Below are 17,646 nucleotides of genomic sequence, written 5' to 3'. Positions count from 1 at the left end.
CTGCAAAATTCAACTTCCAAAAGAACTGCGACAAGCTATCTTTAGATTAAGGCGGAGGATTGAAACAACAGCATCTCAGCTCACTAGCCAACTGAATATTGAGAGAGTACTAGCGAAGTCCTTTTGGGGGTTGCAAACAAGGATTAAAACCAAGCTATTATCCTATAACTTGTGTTATTACATCAATAAATTTTAGGTCGTGAATCATACTCAAGAATCAAAGAGTTAATATTTGGATATTTAACCCATATAATATCATCTATCAGGGATTTTATATCCTTATTGATTGGTATAATATTCCTGATAGTAAAATCGAATTAACTAGCACAAGAGGTTAACTTAGAAATAATCAATAATTTATCTTTCAAAACTTCCATTTTTCCTACTCATTCCCACAAAGATAGACGTTGTCTAATCCCCAATGCCTTCATGCATCCATATAAACTCAATCCATACCAAAAAAATACCCTCGATTTGCTTTTATAAACACATATCGAGGGTATTTTTTCTCATGAAACTTATAACAATAACTCCAATAAAAACTTTGATGATTGGTTTGCTTGTGCAAGCATAGCTTGTTCTAACTGCACTGCAGTTTGTTGCTACACATGCTCCCTTATACCTTTTACCATATTCATAGCCTTTATTCTACTTTGCATGCTGTTTTACTCGGTGCCTGGCACTCATAATTTATTTGCAATACCTATCTTTTCTCCCATTTTCACAATGGTTTCAATGCCCAAAGCTGAATTCTTCAAGATATCTTCATCAATGATTACTTTATCTTTTTCAATACAAACGATAATGGTTGATCCTCCAAATTCAAATTTGCCCTTTTCTTCACCTCGTTTAACAAATTTTTCTTCATGATAGTTAACAATTTTTCCAACAAGCAAAGCGCCAACTTCCATAATCAACAAAGAACCAAAGTTTTCACTATGAAGAATTGCAAATTCTCTGGTATTCTCTTTATAGATCTTGACTTTATCGTTTACTATAGGATTTACCGTATGTAATACACCTTTGATACGGTAGTTCTTTGTTTTATACCCATTATCAATATAGCAGTATCTATGATAATCGCCTACTGTCAATCTAAAGACAAGTAAAACTCCTCCTTTATACCTGTCAGCAAGATTCTTATCTCTCAACAAACTCTCCAGCGTATATGAAGTGTTCTTTATTATAAAATTACTAGATTCATCTATGCAGTATACGCTTAATCTGCTGTCACAAGGAGATATAAAATGCTTTGGATTAAAATCAATTTTTCGTTTTTCTGGCTTGATTTCTCTAGTAAAGAAATCATTGAATGATTTGTATTTACACTTTTTATATTCTGTCATATCAATTTTATTGATAAGGATAAATGGCCAAATCATTACTTTCGAAATACTATGATTTAGCAGACGTCCCATGAAAATGGAATATTTAGGTTTGACAACCTGAAGAAGCAGCATCATACCTAGCTTTCTTCTATATAAAAATGAAAGAAATCTGTCTTGTCCACCATTCTTTTCAATTATAGTCCCATTTCGGTGGGCATATTTCATCCAAACCCTCCTTATTCAATTACTTCTTCTATTGCTTTAATCAACGGCTTTTCATAATCTATAGTGTGCCTAATACGATACTCAGAAAAGAGCATGTTTACCAACACTGCACAGGCTACAATAAGAACCAATATTGTAAGCTGTCTGTTTGTTGGCTTCATAAACTTAAATTTGACAATAAATAGAATTCCCACTACAAGAAGATTGCCCATTAGAACATACTCAAGCATCCCTGGCGGCAAAACAAAGTTAAGAAGAAATACTAAAGGAAGAATTACCGATATTGACGTTACCGGAAGACCATAATAATACTTGTTAGCTCCATCTTCCTCTTGTTGCCTTCTTGTTTCAAGAACATTAAAGAATCCCAATCTTATCACAGCAGCGATACAATAAAATGTGATAATAAGTCCTCCAACAACACCTCTTACACCCAGCATATAACTGATCATAGCCGGAAATATACCAAAGCAAATAACATCACTTAATGAGTCAATTTGTATTCCAAATAATTTTTCTTCAGCAGTACGATCTTTTTTCGTTCTGGCAATTTTCCCGTCAAACATATCACAAAGCCCCGATAATGCCAGGCAGCATATGGCCGTTCTAAACCTGCCATTGATCAATTGTGTTATTCCAAACACAGAACTTGCCAATCCAATATAAGTAATTATAACCGTATAATTATAAAAACCTATCATCTATAGCTATCCTTTCTATTATATTTCTAATAACAAAATATGCAATATTTTTCAATAAAGAACCAGCAGCTTGTCCATTACAGCAGAACTCCCATTCTTTGAATCAATAATTGTCATCTAAAATGAGTAATTTTCATACAACAAACACAATACCACAAATTATCACGAAAATCCAGCAAAACAATGCTTAATATAAGGTTCAATTGCATTTGCTCATACAAATAATAATTGCAATTATCTAGATTATGCCAGTTCTCCCTGGGGTATTTGATTTTCTATTGAATCTTTATAGTGCAGTAAAAAAGCGTTCCTGACATTAATATTCTCAACAATATTACCGCAAAAAATGCAATATAAGGAAACCCTTTATTTATGAATGTTTTTAATACCTCCATTTCTCAACCCTTGACATCAATGTCAAGCACTCAACATGAATTGATGCCATTTAAAAAGTTCTGTTCTCGGAAACATTTCCGCCTCAACTCTGCAGTTATCGGTAAACATAATCATATCAATGTTTTTTATTCAAAAGTATATCGTTATCTCACTTTATCTATCTTTTGAAAACCAATATCAGAAAACATTTTAATGCTTTGTTTATTAAAGTCGTAGATTTCTACATCCACTTGTTTTAACCCAATTTTGGCAGCACGTGATAAAATGGCAACTACTGCCTTTCTCCCAATATACCTATTTTGAAATTCTTTACATACTACAATTGAAATCATCCCCTCACACAAGAGTATATCCCCAACTAAATGGAACCTGCAATTTTCTTTATATTTGATATAGTAGCACTATCCTTTTGTCGAAAGATATCTATACATTCTGCTGAGGCGTTTCTTATCATATGGATAATCAATGTTATCCACTTGCTTACATAATGTCTGGTCCTGGTACCACTCAAATGTGCGCTTATAGTAAGGATAGTATTTGACTAGAGATAGCTTTTCATCAATGATTATTTTTTTTGGTTGAATAACTCCTTCTATCCTATATTGCTCTCCACAAGTAACCTGTTTTTGCATTTTCAAACTCTTTAAGTACAGCCTTTATGGCTGTCTTCATATAATCAACTAGTTCAGCCACTTCAGTCTTCATTTCTTTCCACGTATCAACAGGCTCTCCCGAATAAGCCTTTATTGTTTGTCAAGTAAAGCAGCATGCCTATAAGAACAACATTGATATTATTTCCATTAAAATATCGTAACAGATATGATCTATCATATACTATATTGTATTTAATTACTCTAAAAAAGACAACTTATTGTTTTTCTTGGAAAAACATATATGCTATAATATCTATTGATTTCAATGACAAATTAAAATTAACTATTTGCAGAAATTTATGTAGACTACTTGTAAAGGCATGATATTATGAAATTGCAGAGACTACTTTCATATACGCGTAAAGCAATTGATGATTATAAAATGATTGACGATGGAGATAAAATTGCTATAGGAATTTCAGGTGGAAAGGACAGCTTAACACTGCTGTATTCTTTATCCCATTTAAGGCGTTTCTATCCAAAACAGTTTGATATAGAAGCGATCACTGTCAGCATGGGCTTTAAAGATATGGATTTTTCACCTGTGAAGCAACTTTGCACAGAACTTGGTGTTAGCTATACAATAGTGGAAACTGAAATATCTAACATCATTTTTTCACACCGAAAGGAAGCAAACCCATGTTCACTTTGTGCCAAAATGCGCAAGGGCGCATTTAATGCCAAAGCAAAGGAGCTTGGTTGCAATAAGGAGGCATATGCCCATCATTATGATGACGTAATAGAAACCATGATGATGTCCTTAATTTACGAGGGAAGATTTCACTGCTTTTCTCCTGTCACATATCTTGAAAAATCAGATATCACCCTTATCAGACCGCTTATATTCGTACGAGAGGCAGATATAAAGGGCTTCCGCAATGCATATAACCTACCAGTGGTTAAAAATATGTGCCCTGTTGATGGTTATACCAAACGCCAATATACAAAAGAGTTAATAAAAAGACTACAATCTGAAAACCCTGGACTTAAGGAACGGCTTTTTCATGCTATTCAAACAGGCAATGTTCCAGGTTGGAATAATTCATATTTATTACCAAAATGACATGAAAAACACCTCTATGATGTTTATTCCATTAGAGGTGTTTTGGTGTTAGTATCCCTTGATTCCAAGTTACTAATATGTAGAACTTTGAATTTGTGTTAGCTTCCCACTAACCCGCTCACCAGAATTGTCACTCAAAATTGCCAATAATCATTAACTATAAGAAGACCATTACGGAAAGTTTATATTAATGTGGAGTTATAGTTTCCTATGGCATATAAAAAAGTTTCTTTTGCATTACTCAATTAAATAACAACTCATATTTTATTAGATTGATGTCCTTGTATTCAGGAGCATTAAACAAGTCCTGCTCCAAGCTCATAGGCTTCTTTTAATTTTATGAGAAACACCTCTTCATGGCGAGTTTTTTTCTCAACCGGATCAAAAATAGTCCAGTCGTATTTGCTATAATCATTTACCTGCAAGGTATTTCCATAGATCATTATTTTTGTTGGTCCTACAAACCTTTCCAATCTCTGTTTATAACCTTCTAACATAGCTGTATAACCTATTTTATCATAAAGACTTTCATCGCAATTACTAGTATGAATGAGGAGGACGGGAATCATATGGTCATTGCAGTTGGGCCGTTCTTTATTATAGGTTAAAGATTGGAAAACCAATCGTTCATAAAGAGCCCTAAACCCTGCTGTCAAATCTCCCAGATAATTCGGTGAGCCAAGTATAAGGCCGTCTGACTTACGGATTTTATCCAACACCTTTGTTATACCATCTTTAACGACACATTTCCCGAAGGTCTTTGGAAGTTTACAACCAAAACAAGAAATACAACCGCTAAAAGGCTCCAGCTTATAAAGATGAATGATTTCAGCGGTGGTCCCAGCTTCTTTGGCTCCTTTGGCAGCAGCCTCTACCAATTGGGCTGTGTTCCAATTAATACGTGGACTGGCATTAATAGCAACAATATGTTTCATCTTTTTACCTCCCAACTCAATTTATGTTGATCCGGTTGCAGCTTTACCATTGTTCACCAAATATACATAGGTATATTTTACTTTACCGCACTTTGAATAAACCAGAACTTTCATCTTATTAAAGAATAATCATAGCATGGTTATGGAAATATTGATAACTGCCTATACAATAACCGAATTTCCTTGATACCACCCATTGATACTTTTGGAACGATATCAATTGAGAAAGAGCTCAATACTTCCATTAAGATGGTACCTGAACTCTTTAATATACTTCTTATAAATCATTAAACATTCGTTTCTATGAAATTCCTCCAATATAAATTATGGGTGCTATCTTTATCATCTTAACTCTTTTATTTTTGCAACTCTCAGACTATCGGCAGATACAACTCCTATGGTTGTTCCAAAGCACATTATAAGAGCAAATAATTAAGATAATCATACTTTCTAGCAATATTGCATATTTTCTGCTAGTATCCCTCCATATCATAAGGCAATATATTATTTTTGAGTTATTACTTAAGTTGCGGGCTTTAAATAAGAAAATAACAAAGTATATTAAAGAACAAAACTGAGAAATTGCTAGTTTGAAATAACACACTTTATGTTGACATTGTTAATACCAAATACTAAGCCAACCTTTTGCTTATATTTGACAATAAGTATATCATAAATTTTTCAAAAAACTTTTTCTGCATGAAATGTGTTCTTTTTTGACATGAATCATTAATCTGGATTTACTTTTACATCCCTCCTATCTACCAACTCTATAAATTTATATATTTGGGCAACTCAGTCCTACCTGATTTACGGCTCATATTTTGCATAAAAATATCCCTTCGATATGTTTTTTGAAACACACATCGAAAGGATAAATCTGGTTGAGGGAATTGCCTTCATTTTATGAAACCAAGCATTTTCAACACTCCATGAGTTTTACTTAATAAACATATACACTACGCACTCATCAGTATATTTAATCTTATCAGACTTAGCATTGCTCGTCTTCTTGAGAAAGCCTTGTATATACCGTACATCTACTTCTTCAGTCACTTATCTTCTTCGCAAGCAAAGTTACGATCTTCGCATGTCTTGAGATAACAAAAAATATGTCACCCGTATAAGGGATCAAATCAACCTCATAAAAAACGGGATTGAGTGATTTGCTTTACTCCAGCAAACTGGAATCTTATTTACTCAATTTGATAATTGAACTTACCATCAAAACAATACCAATGGTAAAAAGTATAATTCCATAGGCTTTATTTAGTTCTTTTGCAAAAAAACCTATCATGCAACTTCCTACAGCACATGTAATTGCATATAATACTTTTTCCTTCTTCATATTTTGTATTCCTCCAATAAAATTCTGATTTATTCATTCTGTTTTTGACATCAAAACTACCGTCTCCACGTGGGCCGAATTGATGGAATTTATGTCTGTAGGACATTTTGGGAACCATCTGTACCCATGAACATTTCAATCAATTTTGGGTTGTGTTTTCGTAAAGAGTCCGTTCACGGAAACATATCAATATATTTCAAGGTGATAATACATAATAGGTGGTATTCAGCCAACTTAATCAACGCTCCCGCGCTATAACCTATGGCCATGCCTTTATGCTCAGATATAGTTTTGATTGGGTAGCCCCAAAAATATAAAATATCAGCAGGCAAAATTTCCCCTTTTGTGATCATCTTGCTATCGCAAAAATAACTGAGAAATTCAGTATTATTTTCGTTAATACCGTATCATTCCAACTATCTTATTATAAGATTAACACTCTTCTCTTCCATAAAGAGCTTCTCAATCCGCTAATGTAGATACTCTACTATCTATGAATGAAAAGCAATAACAGCAACCTTATAATTTGGTTTCATGTAATTTTTAATCCATTATAAAACAGCTATTTGCCCGCCAAAATTGTACACATATAGCCAAGAGTTTGTCTTCGATTAATGGATTTCATACCATTTATGCTAAAACGTTGAAATACAATACTTTTCACTTATTCTATTATCCTTGAAGTCAATACTAATACTCCACTTGGTTCGATACCTAATGGTGTTAGATTAATTCCCCTTTTTCGTTATAGAATTCAGGGCAGTACCGAATATTTCCGCTTATCCCTTTAAGCCCGTTTTCAACCAGCTCCAAAGCCGATAGATACTTACAGTTAAAATCCCCATCTAATCCTATATGCCACTTAGAGGCAGGTCCGAAACCAAATCTTGAGTAATACTTGTAATCTCCTAAAACTATAATTGATTGATAACCCAATTTTTTCGCAGCCAGTATGCCTTCATTTACTAATCGGGTTCCTACCCCCTGGTTTTGAAAATCCTTCTTCACTGAAACCGGCCCTAAAGCCAGTGAGTCAAAGGTATTTATTCCATCATTAATCGTTAAAGGTGTAAACATTATATGGCCTACAATTCTGCCATTAATCTCGGCCACCAAAGATAGTTCGTTTATGTATGAATCACTATTCCTGACTGCGTGAACTACTCCCCATTCATTAAACTTATCTCCCGGTTTTAAACGTTTTGAAAATGCAGACTGAATTACTTCCCTTACATTTTCATAATCACTTTTCGTTTCTTTGCGTATTATCATATTATCTCTCCTCAAATAAATAACTTTTTACTCATTACAATCCATTGTAGATCCATACTAATAATTCTATTGTTATACTCATTAGCTTGGATGTAATTCCCCGATAACAGTTTAATTTTTCATTGTTATTTTAACGTTATTAAAACCCAAATTTAATCTTTTTGTCATAAAGCAAAATTTATATGTTGCAACATATGGAGTTTCAATTAAAATACTTCAAGCGTTAAAATGTCCTCGTTAAATGCGGAATAGCAAACATGATTTTGATCAAGACGACGCACTCCATATGGCACGAGTTGTCTGTACGTGTGAAGATGTTTCATATTCATCTTTTATTATACCAGCTATTCCCAGTATCCATCAAACCAGGTAACTTTTCTTGCATTTTTCTCTTACTCATAATCTGAATTGATTTCAATCAATCCATTACTATTAACGCAATAGAAACATATAAACACTAGAATGATTCCAACTGTTTCGTATATAGCATCCATTATATCTATAGCATTAATAATGCTCAGTAATGTCTCGCAAATTAAATTAGCCACAATCATAAATGCACCCAAAACAGCTGCAAAGTGAAAATTCACTCCAGATGTCATCCACAAAGAACCTGTTCCAAGATAAGCTAAGAGACTCAATGAAAAAACTGCTATATGAGATGTTATTTAAGTATTTATTTCTAAGAACTACTGTTGAAAACGTTCAACCATCTTATGAGAGTCAATATAAAACAGACTAATAGTAATTGTGCAATCATATATGGCTTTTTCATTTTATACATATATACTACACCTCAAAAAATAATCAGCTAGAAAATATTGCATTCACTCAATGGATTCAATATCCATATTGACAGCATTCCCCATATTTTTGACCATAACCTTTCCTGTTGCATTTTTACCTGTGATTCGTATGGCATATTTATCTGTTTCAGATACTGTTACAGTGAATAAACCTGACTTAAGGTTATTTCCCGTATAGGGTTCACTGCCGTTTTTGCCGCTGACCATAAGAGCAATTTCTCCGTCTTCACGGAGAACCTCAATATGCAACACATCACCCTTGCTTAGGGATAGTTCACACTTGCTTTTTGAACCCCACTTTTTGAAATCCATTGTGAATCCTGTTCCATTTGGATTCTCAAGAATCACAATGCTGCCTTTCGGCGCGGAGCAAGCCGAGATCGCTATAATAATGGCAATCAAAAGCGGCAGAAAAATAATCGGATGCATATTCTGAATCCTCCTTATTCTTCCACTTTGTTTTCTAAAAAGCATGACAATACCTCCTTTACAAACTTTTCCTGCTCGTTGATCCATGGGCTATGGCCGGAATGCTCAAACCATACAATTTTTTTATCGGGCGCATCCAGAACCTGCATATATTCCTCGACCAGCACTGTGGGCGCATTGACATCGTATCGACCTAGGAAGAAGTAGACAGGCACATCAAGTTTAGTGTAATCCGTTCTCATATCGATGGTATAAAGCTGTTGGTACACATGATTAAATGTGTTAACAATGCCACGGAAAAAATTGATTTTATCAAGCAGTCCATATTCGGAGGAGCCGATGTCCCGAAATGTGTTGTAGCCTGGATTGCGAATTTCTGGATTGTTCGCCATATAAGCACTGAGATAATTCAGGTACACTGCGCTTTTCCATGTTACGTCATCTCCGTAATAGGGTGGTTCACCATTTGCTATAAGCCGTTCTATGAGAGCAGTATCGCCTTTGGATTGCGCGATTTCCATTGCCTTTGCGTAATCCATCCGCTCGGTTTCGACAAAGTCTATCATTTGCCCTGTACCGATCAATGCGTGATATGAATCCGGGTACTTATGAGCAAGGAAAATCCCCAAAGCACTGCCCCATGATTCACCCATCAGATAGATTTTTTCCTGCGAAAAGCGCTCCTTTAAGTACTCCGTCAGAGCGTAACCATCCTGAATATAGGTTTGAGATGTAATGCTTTTCGTTTTCTCTGCATAATAAGACTTTCCGGAACCGGGCTGATCCCAGTTGACAACGACAAAATGCTTCTCAAGCTCCGCAAGCTCATGCCGCACCGCTGCCATCTGCGTACCACCGGGACCACCAGCCAGAAAGAGCAGAACGGGCGCGTTTTTGTCCCAACCTCTCAAGCTGATCCACTGTTTCCTTCCATTCAGCTCAAGTTCTCTAAGCTCCGCAATGCTGTTTTTTGGCGTATTTCCGTTTTCATCAACAATACGTGGAGTAGAAACAGTAAGCTGAGAAAGGGTAATAAGTGCTGCATTCAATATCATCGTTACCACGAAGAATATCATTGTTTTTTTTAGGCGAATAAGATGTTTGGGGCTAATCTTTTTCATCCTGACGATAATGGCACAATAAACCGTCATGATCAAGAGTACAGCAAGGGCAAAGACTGACAAAACAGTTAATATAAGAAATAGTATTGTATGGATCATAGTACACCTCCATTATTGTTTAATGTATATGCATTCCAGAACATTCCCCATCATCGGGATATCGGTAATACGGCTATCCTTGGGGATTAGCCCGTTTTGCTCTACCAGGCGTTTGATAAGGCTCATTTTTTTAGTTTCATTAAACGGTTCGCGGAAAACGAATGCACCACCGGGTCTAAGAGACCTAGCCAGTTCAGGGATGACTCTTTCCAATTCACTTTCCGAAATATCATGTAGTACAAAGTGGCAGTACACTACATCAAAGCTTTCTTTTGCAAGCTGCGGAGATTCCCATAGCAAAAAACTGATATTCCTGTAGCCGCGAAGAGTTTTGCAGCAGGCATTAAGCCAACGCTCGGAAATATCCAAACAGGTCAAATGCCCGTGGGAAAGCTTTTTTGCGGCGTAGTAAGCAACCGTTCCCATGCCGCATCCGAAATCAAGCACCTACTCCCTACCATCAAGAGGCAGCCAATCCGCAAATGCCTTGTAGACAGACTTGCCGCAAAGGAGAAATGCAAACCTTGTCAGAAATATCTCCAAACAGGTCGGTTCATACTTCATTAATCATCACCTCAATATATCCAACCATGACTCTTGTTTTTGCATTTGTTTTGATCTTGTGTCACAATAATCTCCTAATAATAAAATCAGCTGTATTTCAGGTTCATTACTATCATAGCAATCTAACCTGTCATACAGCTGATATGAATCTTAAATCTACCTTAAATAGCAGGAATCGTGATTCGAAAGGTGCTGCCCCTATTCTTATTGGGAAGCAAAATCAGATCTCCTCCATGAGCCTCGGCTATTCTTTTCGCTATGAAAAGCCCCAATCCACTGCCACCGGTTTTGGAGTTGCGGGAATCATCTACCCGAACAAAAGGCTTGAATATGTTGTTTGCAAGATGATCCGGTATACCGATGCCATCATCACTAAAATCAATCAACACCTGATGGTTTTGTACCGTAAGACTTACTGTAACCATTGTTCCCTCAGGATTGTACCTCATCACATTGTTTGCCAGGTTTTGAATAATCCGGTTAAATCGGTCGGTATCCAGCAGTGCAAAAACGCTATCCTCAGGAATATTGAACTCATATTTGAAACCTTCGCGCTCCAACTGCGGTACAAAATCGCCACATATTTGCCGGATGTACTCGCAGATATCTGTTTCTAGCAGCTTTAATGAAAACTCAGGGCTGTCCAATTGTGAAAGCTCAAACAACTCGGTAAGAAGCCGGTTGGCCCTTTTACTGTTATTAAGAATGATTTTAAGGTGTTCATCACATTCCTGCTCGGTCATACCTTTCTTCATAAGCAGCTCTGCATAGCCCTGTATGCTTGACATAGGATTTTTAAGGTCATGGGAGATGTCGAGAATCAACCGCCGCCTATCCTCCTCTGACTTTTTGCGCAGGGATATTTCATGCTCAATCCGCGCTGCCATATCATTAAAGGTATTCTGAAGCTCAGCAAACTCATTTTTCAGGCGTAAATCCACCCGTACAGAATAATCACCTTCCCGCAAAAGCCTGGTACCGTCACAGAGCTTTTGGAGGGGTATGGTTATACTCGCCGCTGTAATCCTTGAATAGGTAAAGGCGAAAAGTGCAAGTATCAGAAGATAAATCAGCACCACAAAGGCAATCACCAAACACGCCTGCATAAAATCACCTGCAGCAGCCTCTTTATTATACACCAGTGAAAAATCAAGCCGAATGGATGTTGGAAATGTAACAATCAGCCAGAACTCACCTTTTGGATGATAAAGAATATCATAATGATAAGACTTGCTTTTACTATCCGTTAAAAATGCTGTAAATTCCTCAATAGTCAATTTATCCTTTCCGATGGTGTCAAGACCTCTCGAGTAGACAACACGGTATTCCTTATCCACAACCTGTACACCGCCGCCATTTTGCACAACAGCGGATGCGTCAATCTGATTATAATCCTCTTTGATAATCGCACTGGCAGGATACTGGTTTTTTGCCAGAGAACCTGCAATCAATCCGCTGGCAAAGGACAAGAACACAAATGCGAGTACTGTATCCAGCATCGTCAGTAAGAATATCACCAGAAAATTTCTGAGAAATTGATTGGACAGTTTTCTTTTCATAGCTTCTCACCTGTATAATGGAGCTTGTACCCGATGCCCCGAATGGTTTTCAGATACTTTGGCTTTTGGGGATCGTCCTCAATCCGGTTCCTTATTCGGCTGATATGCACCATTACGGTATTGTCGTCAAAATAGTATTCCTCGTCCCATACTGCGTGATAAAGTTGCCGTTTTGTGAAAACCTTCTCCGGGTGTTCCATAAAATGAAGTAGCAGCTTGTATTCCTTTGCACCAAGCTCAATCGGCTCTCCGTCCTTAAAAACGCAGCATTTTTCTTTGTCTATAGATAAATTTCCGTATGTAATGATTACGTTGGATTTTTCTTTCGGTGAGAGATACTCATTGCTCCGTCTCAGTTGTGCACCTACGCGAGCCACTAACTCGGCAATGGAAAAAGGTTTGGCAAGATAATCGTCCGCACCCAGCCCGAGCCCCAGCACCTTGTCCATATCATCTGCCCTTGCGGTCAGATATATAACGGGGATTGTGCTGTATTCCCGTATTTTACGGAGAAGGTTGAATCCATCCATCACCGGCATCATTACATCAAGGATTGCCAGATGGACGTCCTGTGTTGTAAGGATATCCCATGCTTCCTTGCCGTTTTGGGCCGTTAAGACAGTATATCCGTTTTCCTCGAGACTAATTTTTATCAAGTTTCGGATGTCATTCTCATCGTCCGCGATTAGTATAACCATATGGTTTTTACACCTCCCGCCTATAATACTCGGCAATTTATCATGCTATATATCATCTTAATATTCGCCAAAAAAAACAAGACTCCTTTGATTTATGAATTTCAAAGTCTCGTATCCAAATTTCTGCACCCTTCAGCGAACAGCACGCATAAAATCGGCGATGCTTTACCTAAATCTGTCGATGTATAATGGTTGCTGCCTTCGATATAATAGTAGCACCTATTCCTTCACATGGCTCGAGCTCTTTATATTAAATGAGTTTTATTGCTAAATATTAAATAACCGCATCTTTTATTTCATTTTTTCCCTTGCATTTTTAATAGCTGTTCTGATGCCTTAAAAACTTTAATGGATAAGGTTCTTTTAAAACTATATAATCACAGTGAATACCAATATATTCAACATAATCATCTGCGTTAAATACTCTTTTACTATAGAATTCTACGCGATAAAAATCAGTGAAATCATAATTAACCAAGTTGTTATAATTAAGTTTTTGCGTATATAAAGTTTATGAGTGAAAATATTCTGTATATTTTATGGTTTCATTACCTCCTTCAAATTAGTTTCTATTATTCAAAGAAATAGCCTAAGAAATATGATTAGTAGTTCCTTAAATTATTACAATAAAAATAAGGTTTTTCCAATATTATTTTCTTCAAAAAAGTTCTATGAAGAAACTAATGTTGGAAAAACCTTTATTTAACAGCCTCTTAGTATAAAGTTGCCTACGATTTCCACAGTATTTGCTATTTACACGTCATAAGCAGACAAAGCAATAGGTAAAGCACTAACCACACAGTTGCCGACTGCAGGAAGACCAACTAGTATTGCGCTAATAATTTCTTCTCTCGTTGCTCCATAAACTTTAGCCATTTTTGTATGAAATGGTATTCCACTTTCAAGACGTATGGCAGCCAGTACTGCCAAATACGCAAGTTCTTTAGTTTTTTTATCCAGTTTACTAACTGCATCTAATTTTTGTACATTTTTCATCCAGATGCTGTGATATTCAGGCGCTTCCGAAGCAAATGCTTCAAATGATTTGCTAACTTTCATTTCTGTTCCTCCTTATAATTCTTATAAAATTACTTTAGTTCACGCTTTGCACTTCCCAGTAATAAAATGTATTTAATACCATCTATTGCTCCCTACAGACCGTATATCATATGCAGGCAAGCATTTTGATGAATCATTCTTATGCAAATAAATGTTCCCTTGATGCCCATTTCTATTAGTTGTTCTTCAGAAAAATTCCGATTCCATTAAGATTTTCTCCAAAAGCTTACCTACACTAGGTAGTTTAGTTAACTCTCCAAGACACACCCCTTCCTTTAATCAAAATATTTTTCCCATGATGGTAATTTACGCATCATGCCTTCAGCAATTTTTCGGGCAACGTTTTCATCGAATCCCTGTGTCATTACTAAAAATTTTGTAAAGCTCTCTTTCTTTTCTTCAAAAGACTGCATTTCACCGTCTGGACGCGAACAGTAGATGCAATAATCCTTACTCGGATCGTTTGCAGCGAAGTCCGCAATATCCTCCATAGGCATTCCACAAGCAATACATGTTTTCATTCATATACCCTCCTTTCATTTTTGATTAAATTTAGGTATGTAGACAGCAATTCTGAACTGTACCTTTCAATAACCGACTCATTGGATTCTGAGAAAAAATCTTTGTTCAATAGATAATAGTGAACCAATCCTAGCCAAGTATTAAATAGCATATGAATGGGTAGTTTTTTGACCGTTCCTTTTTCTATCTCGCATTCAATTACACTGGCGAAATGAAAGGCCACAGTAGATTGAATAATTGCAAAAGTGTTTTTTGCTTCATCAGGCAATATATTTATTTCTGAAATTAATCTGGAATAAAATGTTTCGTATTCTTTCAAAACCTTCAAATGCTCTTTCAAAAGATTCTCTACACTATCCGTTTTTTTAGCAAGTACATGCAATCTTGCCCCCATTTTATCTCCAAAGTCTGACAACAAACTAACCAGCAAATCATTTATGGTTGGAAAATGTGCAAATATTGAACCATGTGAGACCCCCGCCTCTTTTGCTATAATGCTTGACGGAACTGAAAAACCTTTTTCTGAGAAAACTTTGTAAGCAGTTTCAATAATCTTTTTACGAGTGTTCAATTTTTGGATCTTTCGTGTATTAACTTTCATTTAATGACTCCTCACTCATTGAGTTTATACTCACTATAAATATATTTCACTTTTTTGTCAAACTCAAAATATATCTATAACTAATAAAGGCTTTTAATTCAAAGTATAAATTAAGGAATTTTATACTTTCATAAGCATTAAAAAAACTTAACCGTAATGGTTAAGTCCTTAAGATTTTTACTTTAATTTAGCTTCTCCCATTTTTGCTTTTCTTACAATAAGACAATGGCTACAAATGCTTTTTCCCGATATCTTGATATCTTGATGAATTTGCCTTGCAGTCTTCAACACATGTATTAAGAATCACCCTTTTCATCACGCAAATTCAGTAAAATCAAGGCTTACACCCTTGATAGAGTAGAGCAGTGGGGTTTCCACCGCCCCCTCATCAAACCGTACGTGCGGTTTTCTCGCATACGGCTTTCCGATATTCTTCTTCCTTCAGCATTCAGCCGCAAATACTAGTCAGTCCTGCCTGTAAAGTCAATTCTCTGACCTTGGCCGCATTTCCAAGCCTGTAGTTGCGTTGTTTCTTCCGATTGTACCAACGAGTAAATTTGTGATTGATATACTTATCTATCTTCCACAACCATGGTCTGGCAAACCGTCTGGCATAATAATTTCTCATGCCAATAATTTTAGGATTGAGCAGCTTCACCATTTCCTCCACACTCAACAGCAGTTTGATTGGACTTGCAAACACCTCTTTGATGTTGGCTCTCATTTTCTTCATAGCCTTTTTGGACGGTACTTGCTGTAATGTCCAATACCACTTCCAGCTTTTGCTCCTGAACCGCTGAAATCTATTGTTGAAACCAAGAAAATCAAAGCTGTCTTTACCGAAATACATATCAACAAGCCTTGTTTTCTCACCGTGCAGTGTCAATTCCAGCTTATCCATAATCCGTTTTACCACTTTCAGGGCTTCTTCTGCCTGCGCTTTCCGCTTGCACAATATCACAAAATCATCTGCGTATCGTACTAGCTCGCCCAGATGCCCGAACCTCTTATTCCAACATATATCAAAATAATTCAGATATATGTTGGATAACAGTGGAGAAATAACTCCGCCTTGTGGTGCTCCAAGTGTACTTTCGCTATATTGACCGTTCTCCAGCACTCCTGCCTTCAGCCAGCCTTTTATCAGCTTCAGCACTCTGCGGTCAGTTATTCTCTGTTTGACCAGCAAAAGTAGTTTATCATGGTTGATGCTCCCAAAATAATCTCTTATATCGGCATCAATTACCCATAATGCCCCGCCTTTGTCAGCCACCTCGAATATCCTGTCCATTGCCTGTTTAGCACTTCGTTTTGGTCGGAATCCATATGAACAAGGTTGAAAATCCGCTTCAAATACCGGCTCGATTACTATCTTTGCCGCCATCTGCACAATTCTGTCCTTGATTGTAGGTATTCCTAATGCTCTTTTTCTGCCATCTGATTTTGGAATATAGGTTCGCCTGACAGGCTTACATCGATATTTCTCTGTCCGCAATTCTTCTGCTATTTCGTTCAACAGTTCTTCTTCGCCGTACACTTTCACGTCTTCAATGCTGACTTTATCGACACCGCCTGCTCCACCATTCTGTTTTACCCGTTTCCATGCGTCCTCTAAGATATCCTTTCGGTATATCTTGTCATACATTGCATAGAACTTTCTCTTTCGGTCAGCCTTGGCTGTAAGGTATAGTCTGTTTTGAAGGTTTCGTACTTTTTCATGGGTGTTAATAGCTTTATTGGCAATCACCGGCACCTACCTCCTTTACAGACTTGAATAAAGTTGTGCCCCTTCCCTATGTACAGTTTTGTTGTCTGTACAATCCTTGGTACTATGAGCACTTCTGACTGCCTCTTTGCAGGATTGCAACTTCGCTTTCACTTATATGCTTCCTCTTTACAGTTTCCTGTGCAAAGTAGGCTCTCTCCAGTTCCGGCAAATACTTTCCTGACGTGTCGCTACCTCTACACCGCAGGGTTCTTAGGTATTGCATTTAGGGTTCTTCATACCGTCTGCTGTCTTCGCTGTTGATGTCTCAGCTCGACTCCCTGTTGTTCCCTTTCGGGAATGTCAATAACGGTGCGGCAGTATTCACTTCATGTTACGACCCGCCAGTTTGTCTGCTCTTTTCAGAACATTCCGTAACGCTTCAACGCACAAATTACTTCATACACTGGTTACTGACTAAGTGGCTGCCCTACCTTTACCACTACAGGACTTTCACCTGTTAGCATTTGCCAGCTTCGCTGGACGCACACATCAACACCAC

General features: G+C 36.9%; 18 protein-coding genes and 1 pseudogene. 2 read left to right on the top strand and 17 right to left on the bottom strand.

Features of this window, described 5'->3' with window-relative positions; all coding sequences use genetic code 11:
* Positions 1-190: pseudogene (locus BUB48_RS16605) on the top strand (transposase); the annotation flags it as partial.
* A 493-nt stretch (positions 191-683) separates the two neighbouring features.
* Here the strand turns inward: BUB48_RS16605 and BUB48_RS16600 are convergent.
* The 3 genes from BUB48_RS16600 to BUB48_RS18355 all read right to left on the bottom strand — a co-directional run bounded on the left by BUB48_RS16600 (position 684) and on the right by BUB48_RS18355 (position 2,982).
* Positions 684-1,553, bottom strand: coding sequence for a phosphatidylserine decarboxylase (locus BUB48_RS16600; RefSeq protein WP_073027890.1), 870 nt, complete (start codon positions 1,551-1,553; stop codon positions 684-686).
* Positions 1,554-1,564: 11 nt separating this feature from the next.
* On the bottom strand, positions 1,565-2,254 hold the full coding sequence (locus BUB48_RS16595) for a CDP-alcohol phosphatidyltransferase family protein (protein ID WP_073027888.1): 690 nt from the start codon (positions 2,252-2,254) through the stop codon (positions 1,565-1,567).
* A gap of 539 nt (positions 2,255-2,793) precedes the next feature.
* A complete protein-coding gene (locus tag BUB48_RS18355; protein ID WP_207648358.1) occupies positions 2,794-2,982 on the bottom strand; it encodes a GNAT family N-acetyltransferase in 189 nt (62 codons plus the stop codon).
* 649 nt (positions 2,983-3,631) lie between these two features.
* Here BUB48_RS18355 and BUB48_RS16585 point away from each other — a divergent pair.
* Complete coding sequence (locus BUB48_RS16585) at positions 3,632-4,366, top strand: tRNA 2-thiocytidine biosynthesis TtcA family protein (protein WP_073027886.1); 735 nt, start codon at positions 3,632-3,634, stop codon at positions 4,364-4,366.
* Positions 4,367-4,662: 296 nt separating this feature from the next.
* Here BUB48_RS16585 and BUB48_RS16580 read toward each other — a convergent pair whose 3' ends face one another.
* The 14 genes from BUB48_RS16580 to BUB48_RS18205 form a co-directional block, all read right to left on the bottom strand.
* Complete coding sequence (locus BUB48_RS16580; RefSeq protein ID WP_073027883.1) at positions 4,663-5,301, bottom strand: flavodoxin family protein; 639 nt, start codon at positions 5,299-5,301, stop codon at positions 4,663-4,665.
* Between the two features lie 1,192 nt (positions 5,302-6,493).
* A complete protein-coding gene (locus BUB48_RS18210) occupies positions 6,494-6,649 on the bottom strand; it encodes a hypothetical protein (protein ID WP_175548457.1) in 156 nt (51 codons plus the stop codon).
* 723 nt (positions 6,650-7,372) lie between these two features.
* A complete protein-coding gene (locus tag BUB48_RS16575; RefSeq protein WP_073027881.1) occupies positions 7,373-7,921 on the bottom strand; it encodes a GNAT family N-acetyltransferase in 549 nt (182 codons plus the stop codon).
* Positions 7,922-8,313: 392 nt separating this feature from the next.
* Positions 8,314-8,511, bottom strand: a complete 198-nt coding sequence (locus tag BUB48_RS17655) for a hypothetical protein (protein ID WP_242944269.1) — start codon at positions 8,509-8,511, stop codon at positions 8,314-8,316.
* A 237-nt stretch (positions 8,512-8,748) separates the two neighbouring features.
* On the bottom strand, positions 8,749-9,201 hold the full coding sequence (locus BUB48_RS16565) for a hypothetical protein (protein ID WP_073027878.1): 453 nt from the start codon (positions 9,199-9,201) through the stop codon (positions 8,749-8,751).
* Entirely contained in the window at positions 9,171-10,376 is a 1,206-nt protein-coding gene (locus BUB48_RS16560; RefSeq protein ID WP_073027876.1) for an alpha/beta fold hydrolase, read from the bottom strand. The genes BUB48_RS16565 and BUB48_RS16560 overlap by 31 nt, the downstream gene beginning before the upstream one ends.
* A gap of 12 nt (positions 10,377-10,388) precedes the next feature.
* Positions 10,389-10,823 carry a class I SAM-dependent methyltransferase gene (locus BUB48_RS16555; protein ID WP_073027873.1) on the bottom strand — a complete coding sequence of 145 codons (435 nt, stop codon included), beginning with the start codon at positions 10,821-10,823 and terminating at the stop codon, positions 10,389-10,391.
* A 278-nt stretch (positions 10,824-11,101) separates the two neighbouring features.
* Positions 11,102-12,499 carry a sensor histidine kinase gene (locus tag BUB48_RS16550; protein ID WP_073027871.1) on the bottom strand — a complete coding sequence of 466 codons (1,398 nt, stop codon included), beginning with the start codon at positions 12,497-12,499 and terminating at the stop codon, positions 11,102-11,104.
* Positions 12,496-13,197: a response regulator transcription factor gene (locus BUB48_RS16545; protein ID WP_073027868.1), complete on the bottom strand. Its 702-nt coding sequence runs from the start codon at positions 13,195-13,197 to the stop codon at positions 12,496-12,498. The genes BUB48_RS16550 and BUB48_RS16545 overlap by 4 nt, the downstream gene beginning before the upstream one ends.
* Positions 13,198-13,950: 753 nt before the next feature.
* Positions 13,951-14,256 (bottom strand): carboxymuconolactone decarboxylase family protein, encoded by a 306-nt coding sequence (locus BUB48_RS16540; protein ID WP_073027866.1) that lies wholly within the window; start codon positions 14,254-14,256, stop codon positions 13,951-13,953.
* Positions 14,257-14,531: 275 nt separating this feature from the next.
* Complete coding sequence (locus BUB48_RS16535; protein WP_073027864.1) at positions 14,532-14,777, bottom strand: zinc ribbon domain-containing protein; 246 nt, start codon at positions 14,775-14,777, stop codon at positions 14,532-14,534.
* Entirely contained in the window at positions 14,774-15,379 is a 606-nt protein-coding gene (locus tag BUB48_RS16530) for a TetR/AcrR family transcriptional regulator (RefSeq protein WP_073027861.1), read from the bottom strand. Before BUB48_RS16530 ends, BUB48_RS16535 begins: the two co-directional genes overlap by 4 nt.
* A 448-nt stretch (positions 15,380-15,827) precedes the next feature.
* On the bottom strand, positions 15,828-17,126 hold the full coding sequence (ltrA, locus tag BUB48_RS16525) for a group II intron reverse transcriptase/maturase (protein WP_073027859.1): 1,299 nt from the start codon (positions 17,124-17,126) through the stop codon (positions 15,828-15,830).
* An 82-nt stretch (positions 17,127-17,208) separates the two neighbouring features.
* Entirely contained in the window at positions 17,209-17,370 is a 162-nt protein-coding gene (locus tag BUB48_RS18205; RefSeq protein ID WP_175548456.1) for a hypothetical protein, read from the bottom strand.
* Positions 17,371-17,646: the final 276 nt, after the last annotated feature.

Source organism: Lutispora thermophila DSM 19022 (assembly GCF_900142105.1).
Taxonomy (GTDB): Bacteria; Bacillota; Clostridia; order Lutisporales; family Lutisporaceae; genus Lutispora; species Lutispora thermophila.
The sequence above is the reverse complement of the archived record's forward strand: the minus strand, read 5'-3'. Positions and strand labels throughout refer to the sequence as shown.